Genomic DNA, 17,610 nt, shown 5'->3' on the forward strand with positions numbered 1-17,610 from the left:
ATAGAAGGTCCAGGTGAGTTACACACGGGGACCTGACCGGGTAGCCCGAGGGGGAAGGACATCCGGTGACGGGTTACCGTCGAGACGGTCCCGTGGCCGGGCAAGGGTCGGCCGAGCCTGTGATGGCGGCCGTCCCGACCGGGGACACGGGGAACGACAGGGAACAGCGAGGTAGGAAGCAGCGTGCCAGCCAAGGACGGCAACGCCGGCGCAACCCGCCTGGTGATCGTCGAGTCGCCTGCCAAGGCGAAGACCATCGCCGGGTACCTCGGGCGCGGCTACATCGTGGAGTCCAGCATCGGCCACATCCGTGACCTCCCGGAGAAGGCCGACGACATCCCTGAAAAGTACAAAGGTGAGGCGTGGGCCCGTCTGGGGGTGAACGTCGACCATGAGTTCGAGCCGCTCTATGTGGTCAACCCGGACAAGAAGTCCCAGGTTTCCAAACTGAAGCAGCTCCTCAAGGACGCCGACGAGCTTTACCTCGCCACCGACGAGGACCGCGAGGGCGAGGCGATCGCCTGGCATCTGCGCGAGGTGCTGAAGCCGAAGGTGCCGGTGCACCGGATGGTCTTCCACGAGATCACGCCGCAGGCGATCCAGGAGGCCGTCGCCAGTCCCCGCGACCTGAACCTGCGGCTCGTCGACGCGCAGGAGACCAGGCGCATCCTCGACCGGCTGTACGGCTACGAGGTCAGCCCGGTCCTGTGGAAGAAGGTCAAGCCCCGGCTGTCCGCCGGTCGCGTGCAGTCCGTGGCGACCCGGCTCGTGGTCGAGCGTGAGCGCGAGCGGATGGCCTTCACCGCCGCCGCCTACTGGGACCTGCAGGCCCTCTTCGACACGGGCAGGGACGAGGACCCGCGCCGGTTCGGCGCCACGCTGTCCTCCGTGGACGGCAGGCGGGTCGCGCAGGGCCGTGACTTCGCCTCCACCGGCGCGCTCAAGAGCGCGGACGTCCTCCACCTGGACGAGGCCGCCGCCGGCGCGCTGGCCGCCCGCCTGGAGAACGCGTCCTTCTCCGTCACGTCCGTCGAGCGCAAGCCGTACACGCGCAAGCCGTACGCGCCGTTCCGTACGACGACGCTGCAGCAGGAGGCGAGCCGCAAGCTCGGCTTCTCGGCGAAGTACACCATGCAGATCGCGCAGCGGCTGTATGAGAACGGCTTCATCACGTATATGCGTACCGACAGCATCACGCTGTCGGAGACCGCCGTCGCCGCCGCGCGCGGCCAGGCCATCAAGCTGTACGGCTCCGCGTACGTGCCGGACAAGCCGCGCGTCTACACGAGCAAGGTCAAGAACGCGCAGGAGGCGCACGAGGCGATCCGCCCGTCGGGCGAGGAGTTCCGCACGCCCGGCGAGACCGGCCTGTCGGGGGACATGTTCCGCCTGTACGAGCTGATCTGGCAGCGCACGGTCGCCTCCCAGATGAAGGACGCGGTCGGCGAGTCGGTGTCCGTCAAGGTCGGCGGCACCTCCAGCGCCGGCGAGAAGGCCGAGTTCGGCGCGACCGGCCGCACGATCACTTTCCACGGCTTCCTCAAGGCGTACGTCGAGGGCGCGGACGACCCCTCGACCGACCGGGACGACGCCGAGAAGCGGCTGCCCAACCTGTCGGAGGGCGAGCGGCTGACCGCGGCCGAGCTGAACGCGCTGGCCCACTCCACCAAGCCGCCGGCCCGCTACACCGAGGCGTCGCTGGTCAAGGAGCTGGAAGACCGCGAGATCGGCCGCCCGTCGACGTACGCGTCGATCATCGGCACGATCCTGGACCGGGGATACGTGTTCAAGAAGGGCACCGCGCTGGTGCCGTCCTTCCTCGCGTTCGCCGTGGTCAACCTGCTGGAGCAGCACTTCGGCAACCTGGTCGACTACGACTTCACCGCCGACATGGAGAAGGTCCTCGACGACATCGCGAACGACCGCGCCGAGCGGGTGCCGGAGCTGCGCCGGTTCTACTTCGGCGGCGACGGCGACGAGGGCCTCAAGGAGATGGTCACCGACCTGGGCGAGATCGACGCCAAGGAGATCAGCTCCTTCCCGATCAGGGGCAGCGACATCGTGATCCGGGTGGGCCGCTACGGCCCCTACCTCGACCGCGACGGCGCCCGGGTCAACGTGCCCGAGGACATGACGCCCGACGAGCTGACCGCCGAGAAGGCCGAGGAGCTCTTCGCCCGGCCGAGCGGCGACCGCGAGCTGGGCAAGGACCCGGTCACCGGCAACGTCATCGTGGCCAGGAGCGGCCGGTTCGGCCCGTACGTCACGGAGGTGCTGCCGGAGGAGCCGGCGCCCGCCGAGGGGAAGAAGCGGGTCAAGAAGGCCGACGTGCCCAAGCCGCGGACCAGCTCGCTCTTCAAGTCCATGTCGCTGGACACCATCACGCTCGAACAGGCGCTGATGCTGCTGGCGATCCCCCGGGTCGTCGGGGAGATCGACGGCGAGGAGGTGACCGCGCAGAACGGCAAGTTCGGGCCCTACATCAAGAAGGGCACCGACTCGCGCTCGCTGGCCTCCGAAGAGGACCTGCTGACGGTCACGATCGACCAGGCCAAGGAGCTGTTCGCGCAGCCCAAGGCCCGGGGCAGGGGCCGGGCCGCGGCCGCTCCGCCGCTGCGTGAGCTGGGCGAGGACCCGAACTCCAAGAAGCCGATCGTGGTGAAGGAGGGCCGGTTCGGTCCGTACGTGACCGACGGCGAGACCAACGCCTCGCTGCGCAAGGGCGACACGGTCGAGGACATCACGACCGAGCGGGCCGCCGAGCTGCTGGCGGAGCGCCGCGAGCGGGCACCGGCGCCCAAGCGGACGACCACCCGGAAGGCGCCCGCGAAGAAGGCCGCGGCCAAGTCCACCACGAAGTCCTAGCCCGTCGAGCCCCCGCCACCGGGGGCTCGACGCGCTCCTCTGGGATCGCTCCGTAGGATCGTCCGGCAGCGGAGCGAGGGGAGTAGGCCGTGGGGTTCATGATCACGATCCTGGCCGTCGTGGTCGTCGTGCACTACTACCTGTGGCGGCGGCTGGTCAGGCCGACCACCCGCCCGGGGAGCGTGCCGCGTCGCGTGCTCACGTGGGGGCTCGTCCTGCTCGTGTTCCTGCTGCCGCTGAGGACCATCGGTAGCCAGGTCTTCGGGATGTCGTTCGAGCGTGTCATCGCGTGGCCCGGCTACATGTGGCTGGCGATCATGTTCTATCTCGTCGTGTTCACGGTGGCCCTGGAGATTCCCCGGGCGCTCGCCCTGCTGATGGCCAGACGCCGCGAGAATTCGCGTGGGGCTGTGGAAACTCGTGAGCCTGTGGATTCTGCTGGCCTTGCCGGATCTGCTGGTTCACCCGGTTCTGTCGTTTCAGGCGGTCCTGTGCTCGGATCGCCTGGCGGGACGGGGCCGTCCACCGGAGCTGGAACGTCGAGCGCCTCGGCGATATCCACAGGCCCGGTCACAGTTGCCGGCTCGGCAGAATCCGCGGACCTGGTCGCATCCACCGCCTCGGCGATATCCGCCGGCCCGAGAACGTCCCGGGTCGACCGGCGGGTGTTCATCGCGCGTACGGCCGCCACGATCGCGAGCGTCGGGGCACTGGCCACGGTCGGGTACGGCATGCGAACGGCGATGGGCGACCCGGTGATCGAGCGGATCCCCGTGCGGCTGCCCCGGCTGGACCCGCGGATGAGCGGGCTGCGGTTCGCCGTGGTCAGCGACATCCACCTCGGGCCACTGACCGGGAAGGGGCACACCGATCGCATCGTCCGGATGATCAACGGCCTCGAGGCGGACGTGGTCGCGATCGTCGGCGACCTGGTGGATGGGACGGTCGCCGAGCTCGGGCCGCTGGCCGCGCCGCTGCGCCACCTCGAGTCCCGCTACGGGGCATATTTCGTGACCGGCAACCACGAGTACTACACGTCCAAGGGTCCCCAGGAGTGGATCGAGGAGCTGAACTCCCTCGGCGTGCGGTCGCTGCGCAACGAGCGGGTGGAGATCGCCCACGCGGGAGCCGTACTGGACCTCGCGGGGGTCAACGACCTGAACGGGACGCCGTCCGGGGACGGCCCCGACCTGAAGAAGGCTCTGGGCGGGCGGGAGAGCGGACGGCCGGTCGTGCTGCTCGCGCATCAGCCCGTGCAGGTCCGGCAGGCCGCCGGGTACGGCGTCGATCTCCAGTTGTCCGGGCACACCCACGGCGGGCAGATGGTGCCGTTCAACCTGGCGGTCCCCCTGCAGCAGCCGGTGGTCGCCGGGCTGGACCGGGTGGACGGCACGCAGATCTACGTGACCCGGGGTGCGGGCTACTGGGGGCCGCCGGTCCGGGTCGGCGCGCCGCCGGAGATCACCCTCATCGAGCTTCGCGCCTGACCGCCCCGGCGCCCGCGCGGGCCGGAAATATGGGGCCGTTCCTGGCATCCGTCCTGCGGGACAGGTCGGGACGTACTACCCTCAGGCGACGAGCGGGCGGAAAACCGGCCCCCTCACACCCTTCTCCCGCCCAGCGAGCACCTGGATACGCTGACATCATGAGCACCCATGGCCGGGCAGCCACGCGACGCAGGCCGCCGAACGTGCTGGCCAACGCGCCCTTCCGCAGGCTGTGGACGGCCATGTCGGTCTGCAGCCTCGGCGACTGGCTGAACATCATCGCGCTGACCGCCCTCGCGGGGAACCTCACCGCGGCATCGGGATTCCAGACGCAGACCCTCGCCGTCGGCGGCGTGTTCGTCGCCAAGATGCTGCCGGCGATCCTGCTCGGCCCGCTCGCCGGGGCGGTCGCCGACCGGTTCGACCGCCGGTTGACCATGGTGAGCGCGGACGTCCTGAGATTCGCCGTCGTGGCCTCGATCCCGGTGGTCGGCACCTACCAGTGGGTGATCATCGCGGCGTTCCTGGTCGAGTGCGTGAACCTGTTCTGGGTGCCGGCCAAGGACGCGACCGTGCCCAACCTCGTGCCCAAGGAGCGGCTGGAGGAGGCCAACCGGCTCAACCTGCTCGTCACGTACGGCACGGCCCCGGTCGCGGCGGCGCTCTTCGCGATCCTGGCGGCCGTCGTGGGCATGATCGGCGCCGCCGCTCCCGGGTTCGGCGCGCGGCCGACGGACCTGGCCCTGGCCGTCAACGCCCTGGCGTACCTGGTCTCGGCGGCTCTGATCTTCACGCTGCGGGAGATCCCGAAGGGCCACACGCTCAGGGTGTCCACGCCGTCGGTGCTGCGGCAGGTGATCGAGGGCTGGCGGTTCGTCGGCGGCGAGCGCGTGGTGCGCGGGCTGATCATCGGCATGCTCGGCGCCTTCGCCGCCGGAGGCGCGGTCATCGGCGTGGCCAAGGCGTACGTGAGCGCGCTGGGCGGCGGCGACGCCGGCTACGGCGCGCTGTTCTGCGCGGTCTTCCTGGGCATGGGGGCCGGCATGTTCTTCGGCCCCCGGCTGCTCGGGGCGCTGTCCCGGCGGCGCATGTTCGGCGTGGCCATCATCGTGGCCGGGGTGACGCTCGCGGCCATCGCGCTCATCCACAACCTGGCCCTGGTGGTCGTCCTGACCGTGGTGCTCGGCGCCTGCGCCGGGACCGCCTGGATCATCGGATACACGCTGATCGGCCTGGAGGTCGAGGACGGCCTGCGCGGCCGTACGTTCTCGTTCCTGCAGTCGCTGGCCAGGGTGACGCTGCTCCTGGTCCTCGCGGTGGCCTCCGCGTTCGCCGGGCTCTTCGGCGCGCACCTCCTCGTGATCGGCGACATGACGTACCGCTTCGACGGGACGAACGTGGTGCTGCTCCTGGGCGCGCTGCTCGCGGTCGTGGTCGGGGTGCTCGCGCTGCGCCACATGGACGACCGGCCGGGCGTCCCCATCGGGGCCGACCTGTTCGCCGCGTTGCGGGGCGAGCGCTTCGCCGTCGAGGACGAGGAGCCCCGGGCCGGCCTGTTCGTGGCCTTCGAGGGCGGCGAGGGCTCGGGCAAGACCACCCAGTCGCGGCTGCTCGCCATCTGGCTGCGCGACCAGGGCTTCGACGTGGTGCAGACCCGCGAGCCGGGATCGACCAAGATCGGCATGCGGCTGCGCGCCATCCTCCTCGACGCCGCCCACCAGGGGCTGTCCGCCCGGTCGGAGGCCCTGCTGTACGCGGCGGACCGGGCCGAGCACGTCGAGAAGGTGATCCGCCCGGCGCTGCAGCGGGGTTCCACGGTGGTCTGCGACCGGTACGTGGACTCGTCCCTGGCCTACCAGGGCGCCGGCCGGGCGCTCGACCCGGACGACGTGGCGCGGGTCAACGCCTGGGCGACCGGCGGGCTGCTCCCCGACCTGACGGTGCTGATCGACGTGCCCCCGTCCGTGGGGCTGCGCCGGATGGCCTCGCCCGCCGACCGGATCGAGTCCGAGCCGATGGAGTTCCACGAGCGGGTCCGGCACGAGTTCCGGGCGCTCGCGGCGGCCGCGCCCGACCGTTACCTGGTCGTGGACGGCACGCTGCCCCAGGACGAGATCTCCCGCATCATCCAGGACCGGGTGCGCGAGGTGCTGCCCGACCCGGTGCCGCAGGAGACCGAGGCCGCCACCGGCACCATCCCGGCCATCCGCGACTGAGGCGGCCGGGCGCGTACGCGATCTGACGGTAGGTTGGGCGCGTGGGTGTGTTCGAGGATCTGGTGGGCCAGGATCGGGCCGCCGCCGTGCTGCGACAGGCCGCCTCCGCCGCCGACGACGCCCTCGCGGGCGGCCGCGGCGCCGGGATGACGCACGCGTGGCTGTTCACGGGCCCTCCCGGCTCCGGGCGTTCCGACGCGGCCCGCGCCTTCGCGGCGGCGCTGCTCTGCCCCGACCAGGGCTGCGGGCACTGTGACTCCTGCCACCAGGTCGAGGTCGGCTCCCACCCGGACCTGACCTTGGTGCGGCCCGAGGGGCTCTCCTACAGCGCCAGGCAGACCCGCGACCTCGTGCTCAAGGGCGCGGGCGCCCCGACGCTGGGGCGCTGGCGGATCGTGCTGTTCGAGGACGCCGACCGCGCCACCGAGGCCGCCGCCAACGCGCTGCTCAAGGCGATCGAGGAGCCGCCGCCGCGGACGGTCTGGCTGCTCTGCGCCCCGTCGCCCGACGACATGATCATCACGATCCGGTCCCGCTGCCGCGTCGTGACGCTCCGAACGCCGTCCGCGGAGGCGGTCGCGCACGTGCTGGCGACCCGGGACAGCGTGCCGGACGACATGGCGTGGTTCGCCGCGCGGGCCGCGCACGGCGACGTCGGGAGAGCCCGGCGGCTGGCCCTGGACGAGGAGGTCCGGCGGCGCCGCGAGGAGGTGCTCTCCATCCCCGCGTCGCTCACCGGCGTGGGCGAGTGCATCGCGGCGGCCGAGCGGCTGGTGAAGACCTCGGCCGAGGACGCCGACGCGGCGACGGCCACGCTGAACGAGGCCGAGACCGCCGAGCTGCGCAGGGTCTACGGCGAGGGATCGTCGGGCAAGGGGCTGGGCAGGGGCCTGGTCCGCGGCGGTGCCGGCGCGTTGAAGGAGCTGGAGACCCTGCAGAAGTCCCGCGCCACCCGGATCAAGCGCGACTCGATCGACGTGGCGCTGCTCGATCTGGTGGCGTACTACCGGGACGTCCTCGCCGTGCAGCTCGGAGCCGGGGTGGAGCTGGCCAACGAGGATCGCAGGCGCGAGGTGGAGGCGCTCGCGGCCAAGTCGACCCCCGAGGACACGCTGCGCCGCACCGAGGCGATCATGATCTGCCGGGAGCGGCTCGCGGCGAACGTGAACCCGCAGATCGCGGTGGAGGCCATGACCCTCGCCCTCCGGGATCCGCGCGTCCCGCGATAGCGAGCCGGGTGGCGGGAGCAACCTGAGAGGCGATTCGGCGTCTCTGGTGCATGCAGGCCGAAACGCTGGATATCCATAAACCTCCCGGAGCGTCGGTGACCGCCCCGGAAACCGCGGACGAGACGATCGCGGCACTTTACGCCGAGCACGCGCTCGGCCTCGCCAGGCTGGCACTGATCATGCTCGGCGACCGCGAGACGGCCGAGGACGTGGTCCAGGAGGCGTTCCTCGGCCTCCATCGCCGGTTCGGCGGCCTTCGGGACCGGAGCAAGGCGCTCGTCTACCTGCGCTCGGCCGTGCTCAACAACGCCCGGACCGTGTTGCGCAGGAGGCGGCTGCCGTCCTGGTTCGCCGGGACGTACGAGCCGCCCATGTGGTCGGCCGAGTCCGCCGCCCTCCTGGGAGCCGAGCGGCGCGAGGTCATGGAAGCGCTGCACCGCCTGCCCCGGCGGCAGCGTGAGGCGCTCGTGCTGCGTTACTACGCCGACCTCTCCGAAGAGGAGACCGCCCAGGTCATGGGCGTCAGCCGGGGCACCGTCAAGTCGACCACCTCCCGAGCCCTGGACGCGCTCGGCCGACTACTGGGGAACGCACGATGAACGAGATCACCGATCGCCTGCGCGACGCCACCCGGGCCGTGGGCGAGACCATCGACCAGGTGCCGGCCTTCTCGCCGGCCGCGGGCCGTACGCGCTCGGAGGTTGCGGGCCGGGTGAGGAGAGCCTGGCTGGTCCCGCTCGCCGCGGCGGCGTCCGTGACGGTCGCGGTGGCCGGCGGCGTGGCGGTCGCCAGGGGCGGGGACGGGAGCCCCGGCCGGAACGCCGCCACGAGCGCAGGCCCCGCCGCCGCGCCCACGTTCTTCGCCGAGACCGGGGAGAGCGGGATCACGGTCAGGAGCGTGAACGGTGGCGCGGAGACCTCCCGGGTCCCGAACCCCTCCGGTAAGGAGCGGTTCGTCGGCATCCAGGCGGCGCAGGACAACCGGCTCTTCTACGCGGTGTCGGCCGAGGACGACTGCCGGCCGCGCCTGTACCGCTTCACGCTGGACGAGGAGGGGAAGGTCGGGTCGTTCGGCCCCCTGCCCTTCGCGCCGCCCGAGGGCACCAGGCCGACCTCCCTGGCGGTCAGCGGTGACGGCGGCAAGCTCGCGTACGGCCTCATGTCGTGTGGCGGCGGCGCCGAGAAAGGCCGCCTGGTGGTCGCGGACACGGTGACCGGCGACAGCCGCACGTGGACCGCGAAGGACGATGTCGACGTCTCCGAACTGTCGATGACGGCCGACGGCCGCTTCGTGCTCTTCGCCCGTTACGTCCGGATGGAACTCCTGTCATCGGCCCCGGTGACCGATGAAGCGACTGAGGCGACGCCCACGGCGACCGAGGCGCCGTCCCCGTATCCGATAGTCAGCCGGGTGGGAGAGCCCGTGGAGCCGGCGACCGCCGCGAGTCCCTTGGTGGCCGAGGGAGCGTCAGATCCGACCGTCGCGGTCAGTCCGGTGGGAGAGCCCGTGGCGCCGGTGACCGCCGCGATCACGGCGAGTCCGGTGGCCTCCGAGGCGACGGCCACCGCCGTCCCGAGCCCCGCGACGACGGCCGAGCCCTCTGCGTCGTCGAGTGTCGAGGCGTCGGTCGTGGTGACCGAGGCGTCGCCGGTTCAGCCGAGCGTGGCAGGCAAGGGAATCGCGCCGCAGGTCGAGTGGTGCCACCTCCCCGCGGCGACCATCCTGGACGAGCCGGGCGTGGCGTCGTCGCCCGCCGTCACTCCGGATGAGGATCCGGTCGAGGTGCACGCGGTCGTCAAGGTGTGTCCCGACCTGTCGGATCTGCGTCTCCTGGACACCGGAGCGCCCGGCGACAGCCTGGAGCAGGCGAGCAGCATCTCCCTCGGTGGAGGATCACGCGGCATGCTGGGAGCCGCCATCAGCCCGGACGGCAGCCGGATCGTGGCCGCGTTCCAGAACATGGAGATCGACGGCAAGACGGGCCTGCCGGTGGGCGGATCCGCGGACCTCATCGCGTACGACACCGCCGATGGGAAGGCAACGGGTGTCGTCTACCACGAGGCGGGCGAGGCGGGGATCCAGCTGCTCGACCTCGACGGCACCGGCGAGCGTGTGATCGTCTCCCGGGGCGACGAGATCGGCGCGGTCGACGCGGCGGGCTACCGGGCTCTGGTGAAGACCGGGGAACCTTCCCGCATCTACGGCTCCAGGTACGCCTGGTAGCCGTCGCCGCCGGTACGGCCGGCCTGCTCTCGGGACTCGCCCCCGGCAGGCCGGCCGTACCCGTTTCCGGGAGATCACGGGCCGCTCAAAGGGGATGGATGCCCGCGCGGCGGGAGAGGCAGCGGGTTTCCACTGAAACAGAAAGGCTTCTTCTGGAGAAGAAGCGGGTTTCTTCCGAAACAGAAGCAGCAGAAGCCACACCAGTGCGTCTCTTTGGTGTGAAAGCCGAACTGCTCTCGGAGAGAGAGCCCTTGATCCGGGAACGCGTCGATGTCGCGGCGCTGTTCGCCGACCATCATCTCGGCCTGGTGCGGCTGGCGCTGCTCATGCTGGGTGACCTGGCCACGGCCGAAGACGTCGTCCAGGAGGCGTTCGCGCGCACCCACGCGGGGCGGCGGCGGTTGCGCGATCCCGGCAGCGCCCTGGCGTACGTGCGGTCGGCCGTGCTGAACGGCTGCCGGTCCGTGCTGCGGCGCAGGAGCCTCGCCTTCCGGCGGGCCGTGCCGTACGCGCCGCCGGTCTGGTCGGCGGAGAGTGTCGCGATGATCGGCGAGGACCGCCGGGAGGTCCTGGTCGCCCTGAGCGGCCTGCCACGACGGCAGCGCGAGGCGCTCGTGCTGCGGTTCTACCTCGACCTCTCGTACGAGGAGATCGCCGACACCATGGGCGTCGCCGGGAGCACGGCGCGTTCCACCATCACGCGCGGGCTCGCCGCCCTCGCCCGGACCCTTGGGGAGGAATCATGATCGAACAACGTCTGCGCGAGGCCCTGTCCGAGGCGGCGGCGACCGCCGATCTCCGGTCCGTCCGCCCGCTGACCGCGCCGCGGGGGCGCGCTCGGAGCACCCGGATATCCCGGTTTGTCGTGATCCCCGCCGCACTGGTCGCCGCGGTGTCCGTCGGAGTGTTCCTGCTGGTACGGCCCGCACCTCCCGCGACGACGGCGGGCAATCCGATGGCGGACAGCCTGGCCCAGCTCGGCCTGGCGGAGGCGGATTCCTGGAAGTACGAGATCGCGGTGTTCCTTTGCAAGAAGAACGGTCCCTACCCGGTGTGCAAGAAGCGTGCGGCGACCGAGGACGATCGGCGGCGGATCAAGCAGGTTCTGGAGTCGATGCCGGAGGTCGGGTGGATCCAGTTCGAGTCGCGGGCCGAGGCGTACAAGAAATTCCGGGCCACCAACAGTGACAATCTCCTGCTTGTCCAAGTGGTCAAACCGTCGGATTTGCCGGAGTCCTTCCGGGTGAAGGTGCTGCCGGGAGCCGATCGCAAGGCGGTGCTGAGGGCTGTCGAGCACATGCCCGGGGTCTCGAACGTCGTCGACACGGTGTGCATTGTGGACAAAGCGAGGTGCTGAGTCCCTGACGGCGCACGCGCTCCCGCCCGATCGAACCGGAGGGCCTAGCCTCGAAGGAGGGCACGTGTGTCGCCGCCACGAGGAGGGCGTCATGGCTGCCATGTCACCCGCGCCATCTGTGGCGGCTCGTCTGGGGTCCGTGCGGGGATGGCAGGAGGATCTCTACCGGGACCTGCATCGGCATCCTGAGCTGTCGCACCATGAGCGGCGTACCGCCGCGAAGATCGCCGAGCGCCTCGGCCGGATCGGCTGCCAGGTGCACCAGGGGGTCGGCGGCACCGGTGTGGTCGGGGTGCTGCGTAACGGCGACGGCCCGACGGTGCTGCTCCGGGCGGACATGGACGCGCTGCCGGTGCGTGAGGCGACCGGCCTGCCGTACGCCAGCACCGACACGGTCACGGACTCCGGCGGGCGCGAGATACCGATCGCGCACGCCTGTGGACACGATGTACACGTCACCTGTCTGCTTGGCGCGACCCAGTTGCTCGCCGAGGGGACCGACCGGTGGCGGGGCACGTTGGTGGCGCTGTTCCAGCCGGCCGAGGAGACCGGCGACGGCGCGCGGACCATGCTCGACGACGGCCTCGCCGAGCTGATTCCGGCCCCGGACGTGGCGCTCGCGCAGCACGTGCTGCCGGCGCCGGCCGGACACGTCGGCACTCATGCCGGTCCGGTGCTCTCCGCCGCCGACAGCGGCCGCGTCACCGTGTACGGACGCGGAGCCCACGGCTCGATGCCGCAGGCGGCCGTCGACCCCGTGGTCCTCGCGGCGATGATCGTGATCCGGCTGCAGACCATCGTGTCCCGTGAGACCTCGCCGGGGGAGACCGCGGTGGTCACGGTCGGCAGCGTCCAGGCCGGCACGAAGAGCAACATCATCCCCGACCACGCCGTGCTGGAGTTCAACATCCGCACCTACGACGAGCGGACCAGAAGCGCGATCCTGGACGCGGTGCGCCGCATCGTCTCCGCCGAGTGTCAGGCGTCGGGATGTCCGAAGGCTCCCGAGATCGAGCTGTTCGACCGCTTCCCGCTGACGGACAACGATCCCGAGACGACCGGCCGGGTGGCCGCCGCGTTCGGCGAGTTCTTCGGCGACCGGGCCGGGCCGATGGGCCGGCAGACCGCCAGCGAGGACTTCAGCGACATCCCGAACGCCCTGGGCGTCCCGTACACCTACTGGGGCATCGGCGGCATCGACCCCGAGACCTACCGCAGGGCCGAGGCCGCCGGCCGGGTGGCGCAGGACATCCCGGTGAACCATTCCGCCGCGTTCGCCCCGGTTCCGCAGCCCACCCTGGACACCGGCTCCCAGGCCCTGGTCGTCGCGGCTCTCGCGTGGCTCGGCCGCTGACTCACCGCCGGTCCCCGGAACCGGGGACGTCACCCCGGGCGGCGCCCGGCGGGCCCGGAGCGTTGAGGCCGAAGCGGACGCCCACCAGCCGGACGACGAAGCAGACGGCGGCGGCCCCGATCGCGGCGGGGACCCCGTAGACGCCGGTGCGGACGGTGACCGCGGTGATCGCGGCCGCGATCAGGGCGGGGATGGCGTACAGCTCGCTGTACAGCACCGTGGGGATCCGCCGGATCAGCACGTCGCGGAGCGTGCCGCCGCCCACGGCTGTGATCGCGCCGAGGATGACCGCCTGTCCGATGCCGAGCCGGTAGTCCAGCGCCTTGCTCGCCCCGGTCACCGCGAACAGGCTCAACCCGAGGGCGTCGAACACGATGATCGGGCCGGCCAGCCGGTCCAGCCGCCGGCCGAGCGCGTACGCGACCAGACCGCTCGCGGCCGCGACCGCCAGATAGCGCCAGTCGCCGAACGTGGCGGGCGGCAGGGAGTCGATCAGGATGTCGCGGATGATCCCGCCGCCCAGCGCGGTCACCATGCCGAGGGTGATCACGCCGACGATGTCGAGCCGCGCGGCGCGCACGGCCGTCAGCGCGCCGTTGAGTCCGAACGCGAAGGTGCCCGCCAGGTCGAGCGCGAGCAGCAGCGGCGGTTCGACGTTCACCTGGCGTCGATACCCGGTATACGCCTGACCCTGACGGTATGGCACCGATGCCGCGTAGGGTAAGGGCGGGCGGAAGCCGTACGAGATCGAGGAGGCCGGGCGCTTGGGCATGATGATGGCGGTGAGCTTCACCCGGTACGGGCGGCTTTATTACCTCGACCCCGGAGGGCATTCCCCCAAAGTCGGCGACAAGGTGCTCGTACCGACTGATTCCGGGCCCGAGGTGGCCGAGTGCATCTGGGCGCCGCAGTACGTGAGCGAGGACGTCGACGGCCTGCCGGTGTGCGCGGGCATCGCGACCGAGGAGCACCTGGCCAGGGACGAGACCAACCGCCGGCGCAGGGCCGAGGCCCGCAGCGTCTCGAAGCGCCTGATCAAGCGGCACGAGCTGCCCATGAAGGTCGTCGGGGTCGACTACGTGGACGCCGACAACGTCTTCACCGTCTACTTCTCGGCCCCGCACCGGGTCGACTTCCGGGCGCTGGTGCGGGACCTGGCCCGCAACCTGCGGGCGCGGGTGGAGCTGCGGCAGATCGGACCGCGCGACGAGGCCCGCCTCCAGGGCGGCATCGGTCCGTGCGGCCGGGATCTGTGCTGCGCGACCTTCCTGAAGGACTTCGAACCCGTCTCGGTCCGGATGGCCAAGGACCAGGACCTGCCGGTCAACCCGCTCCGCATCGCCGGAGCGTGCGGTCGGCTGATGTGCTGCCTCAAGTACGAGCACCCGCTGTACGTCGAGGCGCAGCGGACCTTCCCGAGGACAGGGGCCCGGGTGGAGACGGACGAGGGGCCGGGCCAGGTCGTCGGCAGGAACGTGCCGGGAGACCACGTCACCGTGCGGCTCGACGACGGAGGGCGGCGCTGCCAGTGCTCGCGCGCCTCGGTCTGCGGCCCGCGCAAGGCCCACGACGAGAGGTACGAGCCGCAAGCGTGAAGATCTTCCGATCACGACGGCGTGTCCCCCCGACCCCTGCCCGCGGAGCCGCGGCGGCGTTCCTCGCGCTCGCGCTGGCGGTCACGGGCTGTGCGCAGGAGGAGGCGAAACCCCGCGCGGAGGCCCCGACACCGGCGCTCCAGCCGTTCTACGGTCAGAACCTCGACTGGAGCGACTGCGGTGACGGCTTCCAGTGCTCGCGGGCCGATGTGCCGCTCGACTACTCCGCCCCGTCCGGGGAGAAGATCGGCATCAGCCTGATCCGGTTGCCCGCCACCGGGAAGCGCATCGGCTCGCTGCTCATCAACCCGGGCGGGCCCGGCGGCTCCGGCATCGAGTACGCCCGGGCGGCGCGTTCGGTGCTCAGCGAGAAGGTCCGGGCGCGGTTCGACGTGATCGGCTTCGACCCGAGGGGCGTGGGCGAGTCCAGCCCCATCCGCTGCATGTCCGGAAGCGAGCTCGACGCCTACGTGAGCCTGGACGCCAGTCCGGACACGCCGGCCGAGGTCACCGCGATGGAAAAGGGGTCGAAGGCGTTCGCCGACGCCTGCGGCGCGAAGGCGGCCCGGCTGCTGCCCCACGTCGGAACGGCCGACGCGGCCAGGGACATGGACGTGCTGCGCGCCGTCCTCGGCGACTCCGGGCTGACCTATCTCGGGAAGTCGTACGGCACCCATCTGGGCGCCGTCTACGCCGACCTGTTCCCGAAGAAGGTCCGCGCCCTGGTCCTCGACGGCGCGGTCGATCCGTCCGTCCCGGCCCTGAAGTCCAACGAGACCCAGGCCGTCGGCTTCGAGGTGGCGCTGAAGGCGTTCCTGCAGGACTGTTTCGAGGACGGCGCCTGCCCCTTCTCCAGCCGTACGGTCGAGGGGGCCATGGACGAGCTCACCGACCTGCTGAAGAAGGCCGACGCGCATCCCCTGAAGAACAGCCTCGGCGACGGCCGGGAGATCAACGAGGCGTGGGTCGTCCTGGGCATCGTCACGCCGCTGTACGAGCGGGAGGCGTGGCCGGTGCTGCGCGAGGCGCTGGGGCACGCCTTCAACGGCGACGGCACCGACCTGCTGCGCATGGCCGACCTCATGTTGGACCGCAAGCCGGACGGCTCGTACTCCAACCAGACCGAGGCGAACATGGCGATCAACTGCGTGGATCACCCCTATCCCAAGGAGCCGTCCGCGTACGCCGAGGGAGCCGTCGAGGCGGCGATGGTCGCCCCCCATTTCGGAAATTTCGTGATGTGGGGGTCGTTGCCGTGCGCGTACTGGCCGGTCGCGCCCAAGGGCGCCGACAAGAAGGTCACCGCCGACGGTGCCCCGCCGATCGTCGTCGTCGGCACCTCGCGTGACCCGGCCACGCCGTACGAGTGGGCGGAGGGGCTCGCGTCCCAGCTCAGCTCGGGTGTCCTGCTCGGCTACGACGGCGACGGGCACACCGCGTACGGGACGGGCTCGACCTGCGTGGACAAAGCGGTCGACGACTACCTGATCTCGCTCAAGCCGCCCAAGCAAGGCACGATGTGCCCGAAGGTCACGTGACGTCGCCGAGGAGGGCGCGAGAAGGGTTCATGAGCCTGTAGACTTCTCTGCACTGCCGTACGGCACGCCGCCTTAGCTCAGTCGGCCAGAGCGACGCACTCGTAATGCGTAGGTCAAGGGTTCGATTCCCTTAGGCGGCTCCAGTTCAGAGGCCCCTTCCGACCAAGGAAGGGGCCTTCTTGCTAACACCCTTCCTTTGGGTGGAGTTACGTCTTTTCTCTACCCGACCCTCTCGCGCCACCTGGCCCACATTGGTATCTTTCCGTGATGTGAGGATCACTGGTAGTGCCGCAGCGTGAATGCGATGCATGGAGCTAGCTAACGATCTCGCGGCTTCGGTTGACTCCGCCCGGCGGCATCAGCCGCTGGAGATGCCCTTGCTTGGCGCTTGGACGAGCGCCGATCCACTGGCGACTGCGCCTGTGTGCAAAGGAACCGAATGTGGGAGCAGATATCAGTCGATCATCTTCTGCATTCCGTCCCAGAGTCCACGGGGCGCGAGAGGGAGTCGGCTTGCTCGCCGTATTTCGGGACCTCGCACTTCCGAACCCCCGTGGACCGGAGCACCTGGCCCCGTCTCACCTCTCGCCGTCGCCTTGCCGTCTGCGGAGTCAGGCGATCCGGAACGTCATACCGCATCCCCACAAGGCATTAGTCACGGGAAGTGAGGGGACTAGACCGTGCGAAACGATGACCAGACACCCCACATGGACACGCACTGGATGCAGAGTCCCGGCAAATACGTGATGAAGAAACTGCCCGAGGTCACGCTGACCTTCTGGATCATGAAGGTCGCCGCCACCACGCTCGGCGAGACCGCTGGAGACCTGTTCGCCCAGACGCTGAAGATCGGCTACTTCCTCACCACGGTCGCACTGTTCCTGATCTTCCTTGTTACCCTGGTGATCCAGCTCGCCTCCAAGCGGTACAACCCCTTCTTTTACTGGACTGTCATCCTGTCCACCAGCATGGCCGGCACTACGATGTCGGATTTCATGAACCGCGATGCCAGCGCCGAATACCTGCCCAAAGGAGCGACGTCGCTGGGTTGGGGGCCACAGGGCCTCGGCCTGGGCTACCCCGCCGGCGCCGCGATCCTCATCTCGATCCTCATCGCCATCTTCGTCATCTGGAAGTTCACCGGACTGACCTTCGCGATCCGCGACATCGACACCTTCCGCGGTGAAGCCCTCTTCTGGTCGGCGATCCTCGTCTCCAACACGCTCGGCACCTCCCTGGGCGACTTCCTCTCCGATAGCTCAGGCCTCGGCTACAGCGGAGGCGTGGTACTCATCACTGCCCTGCTCGCGCTGCTCCTCGCTCTGAAGTACGTCCCTGCCGTGCCCAACGTGCTGCTGTTCTGGCTCGCCTTCGTCCTGACCCGACCCTTCGGCGCCACCGCAGGTGACCTCCTCACCAAGCCGACCACCAAGGGCGGCCTCGACCTCGGAACCGTCGGCTCCTCCGCCGTCCTCCTTGCCGTCCTGTTCGGTTTCATGGGATGGGCCCATCTCCAGGAACGCCGTGACACCCTTGCCATGGCAAGCGTCTCCTGAGCCAGATCCCACACGCTGACGACTCCCGTGATCAGGGGCTGAATGCCAAGGCCGAGCTCGGGACATGTACGGGATGCTCATGTGAGCAGTCCGGGCTGGACGTGTCGTTCGAGCAGCTCAGGTCATGTAAGCCTGAGGCGCGGCCACCGCTCTCCTAGAGGCGGGTGCTTCCCAACAGGCTGTCGCGTG

13 protein-coding genes and 1 tRNA gene are annotated in these 17,610 nt (G+C 70.3%); 13 read left to right on the forward strand and 1 reads right to left on the reverse strand.

Annotation, left to right across the window (positions count from 1 at the left end):
- Positions 1-183: 183 nt before the first annotated feature.
- The 9 genes from topA to AWQ68_RS28190 all read left to right on the forward strand — a co-directional run bounded on the left by topA (position 184) and on the right by AWQ68_RS28190 (position 12,732).
- Complete coding sequence (gene topA, locus AWQ68_RS28150) at positions 184-2,865, forward strand: type I DNA topoisomerase (RefSeq protein WP_066945651.1); 2,682 nt, start codon at positions 184-186, stop codon at positions 2,863-2,865.
- Between the two features lie 98 nt (positions 2,866-2,963).
- Positions 2,964-4,352 (forward strand): metallophosphoesterase, encoded by a 1,389-nt coding sequence (locus AWQ68_RS28155; RefSeq protein ID WP_066945839.1) that lies wholly within the window; start codon positions 2,964-2,966, stop codon positions 4,350-4,352.
- Positions 4,353-4,510: 158 nt separating this feature from the next.
- Positions 4,511-6,568 carry a dTMP kinase gene (tmk, locus tag AWQ68_RS28160; protein WP_066945653.1) on the forward strand — a complete coding sequence of 686 codons (2,058 nt, stop codon included), beginning with the start codon at positions 4,511-4,513 and terminating at the stop codon, positions 6,566-6,568.
- 41 nt (positions 6,569-6,609) lie between these two features.
- Complete coding sequence (locus AWQ68_RS28165; RefSeq protein ID WP_066945656.1) at positions 6,610-7,797, forward strand: DNA polymerase III subunit delta'; 1,188 nt, start codon at positions 6,610-6,612, stop codon at positions 7,795-7,797.
- 95 nt (positions 7,798-7,892) lie between these two features.
- Complete coding sequence (locus AWQ68_RS28170) at positions 7,893-8,396, forward strand: SigE family RNA polymerase sigma factor (protein WP_245656150.1); 504 nt, start codon at positions 7,893-7,895, stop codon at positions 8,394-8,396.
- Entirely contained in the window at positions 8,393-10,021 is a 1,629-nt protein-coding gene (locus AWQ68_RS28175) for a hypothetical protein (protein WP_066945658.1), read from the forward strand. The genes AWQ68_RS28170 and AWQ68_RS28175 overlap by 4 nt, the downstream gene beginning before the upstream one ends.
- A 251-nt stretch (positions 10,022-10,272) precedes the next feature.
- On the forward strand, positions 10,273-10,767 hold the full coding sequence (locus tag AWQ68_RS28180) for a SigE family RNA polymerase sigma factor (RefSeq protein ID WP_245656151.1): 495 nt from the start codon (positions 10,273-10,275) through the stop codon (positions 10,765-10,767).
- Complete coding sequence (locus AWQ68_RS28185; RefSeq protein ID WP_066945660.1) at positions 10,764-11,378, forward strand: permease-like cell division protein FtsX; 615 nt, start codon at positions 10,764-10,766, stop codon at positions 11,376-11,378. Before AWQ68_RS28180 ends, AWQ68_RS28185 begins: the two co-directional genes overlap by 4 nt.
- 139 nt (positions 11,379-11,517) lie before the next feature.
- Positions 11,518-12,732, forward strand: a complete 1,215-nt coding sequence (locus AWQ68_RS28190) for an amidohydrolase (RefSeq protein ID WP_245656152.1) — start codon at positions 11,518-11,520, stop codon at positions 12,730-12,732.
- A gap of 1 nt (position 12,733) precedes the next feature.
- On the opposite strand, the gene AWQ68_RS28195 is transcribed toward AWQ68_RS28190, so the two are convergent.
- A complete protein-coding gene (locus tag AWQ68_RS28195; protein WP_066945668.1) occupies positions 12,734-13,393 on the reverse strand; it encodes a trimeric intracellular cation channel family protein in 660 nt (219 codons plus the stop codon).
- Positions 13,394-13,502: 109 nt separating this feature from the next.
- Between AWQ68_RS28195 and AWQ68_RS28200 the strand changes: the two genes are divergently transcribed.
- The 4 genes from AWQ68_RS28200 (at position 13,503) to AWQ68_RS28215 (ending at position 17,421) form a co-directional block, all read left to right on the forward strand.
- Positions 13,503-14,327, forward strand: coding sequence for a PSP1 domain-containing protein (locus AWQ68_RS28200; RefSeq protein WP_066945671.1), 825 nt, complete (start codon positions 13,503-13,505; stop codon positions 14,325-14,327).
- Positions 14,324-15,865 (forward strand): alpha/beta hydrolase, encoded by a 1,542-nt coding sequence (locus AWQ68_RS28205; RefSeq protein ID WP_245656154.1) that lies wholly within the window; start codon positions 14,324-14,326, stop codon positions 15,863-15,865. Before AWQ68_RS28200 ends, AWQ68_RS28205 begins: the two co-directional genes overlap by 4 nt.
- A gap of 66 nt (positions 15,866-15,931) precedes the next feature.
- Positions 15,932-16,008 (forward strand) — tRNA-Thr (locus tag AWQ68_RS28210).
- A gap of 564 nt (positions 16,009-16,572) precedes the next feature.
- Complete coding sequence (locus AWQ68_RS28215; RefSeq protein WP_066945674.1) at positions 16,573-17,421, forward strand: COG4705 family protein; 849 nt, start codon at positions 16,573-16,575, stop codon at positions 17,419-17,421.
- The last annotated feature ends 189 nt before the right edge of the window (positions 17,422-17,610 follow it).

This window comes from Microtetraspora fusca, from assembly GCF_001570365.1.
GTDB classification, from domain to species: Bacteria; Actinomycetota; Actinomycetes; order Streptosporangiales; family Streptosporangiaceae; genus Microtetraspora; species Microtetraspora fusca.

Coding starts and splice junctions, on each gene's coding strand:
- AWQ68_RS28155 (WP_066945839.1), top strand. CDS start 2,964: ATGATCACGATCCTGGCCGTCGTGGTCGTCGTGCACTACTACCTGTGG.
- tmk (WP_066945653.1), top strand. CDS start 4,511: ATGAGCACCCATGGCCGGGCAGCCACGCGACGCAGGCCGCCGAACGTG.
- AWQ68_RS28175 (WP_066945658.1), top strand. CDS start 8,393: ATGAACGAGATCACCGATCGCCTGCGCGACGCCACCCGGGCCGTGGGC.
- AWQ68_RS28185 (WP_066945660.1), top strand. CDS start 10,764: ATGATCGAACAACGTCTGCGCGAGGCCCTGTCCGAGGCGGCGGCGACC.
- AWQ68_RS28200 (WP_066945671.1), top strand. CDS start 13,503: ATGATGATGGCGGTGAGCTTCACCCGGTACGGGCGGCTTTATTACCTC.
- AWQ68_RS28215 (WP_066945674.1), top strand. CDS start 16,573: ATGGACACGCACTGGATGCAGAGTCCCGGCAAATACGTGATGAAGAAA.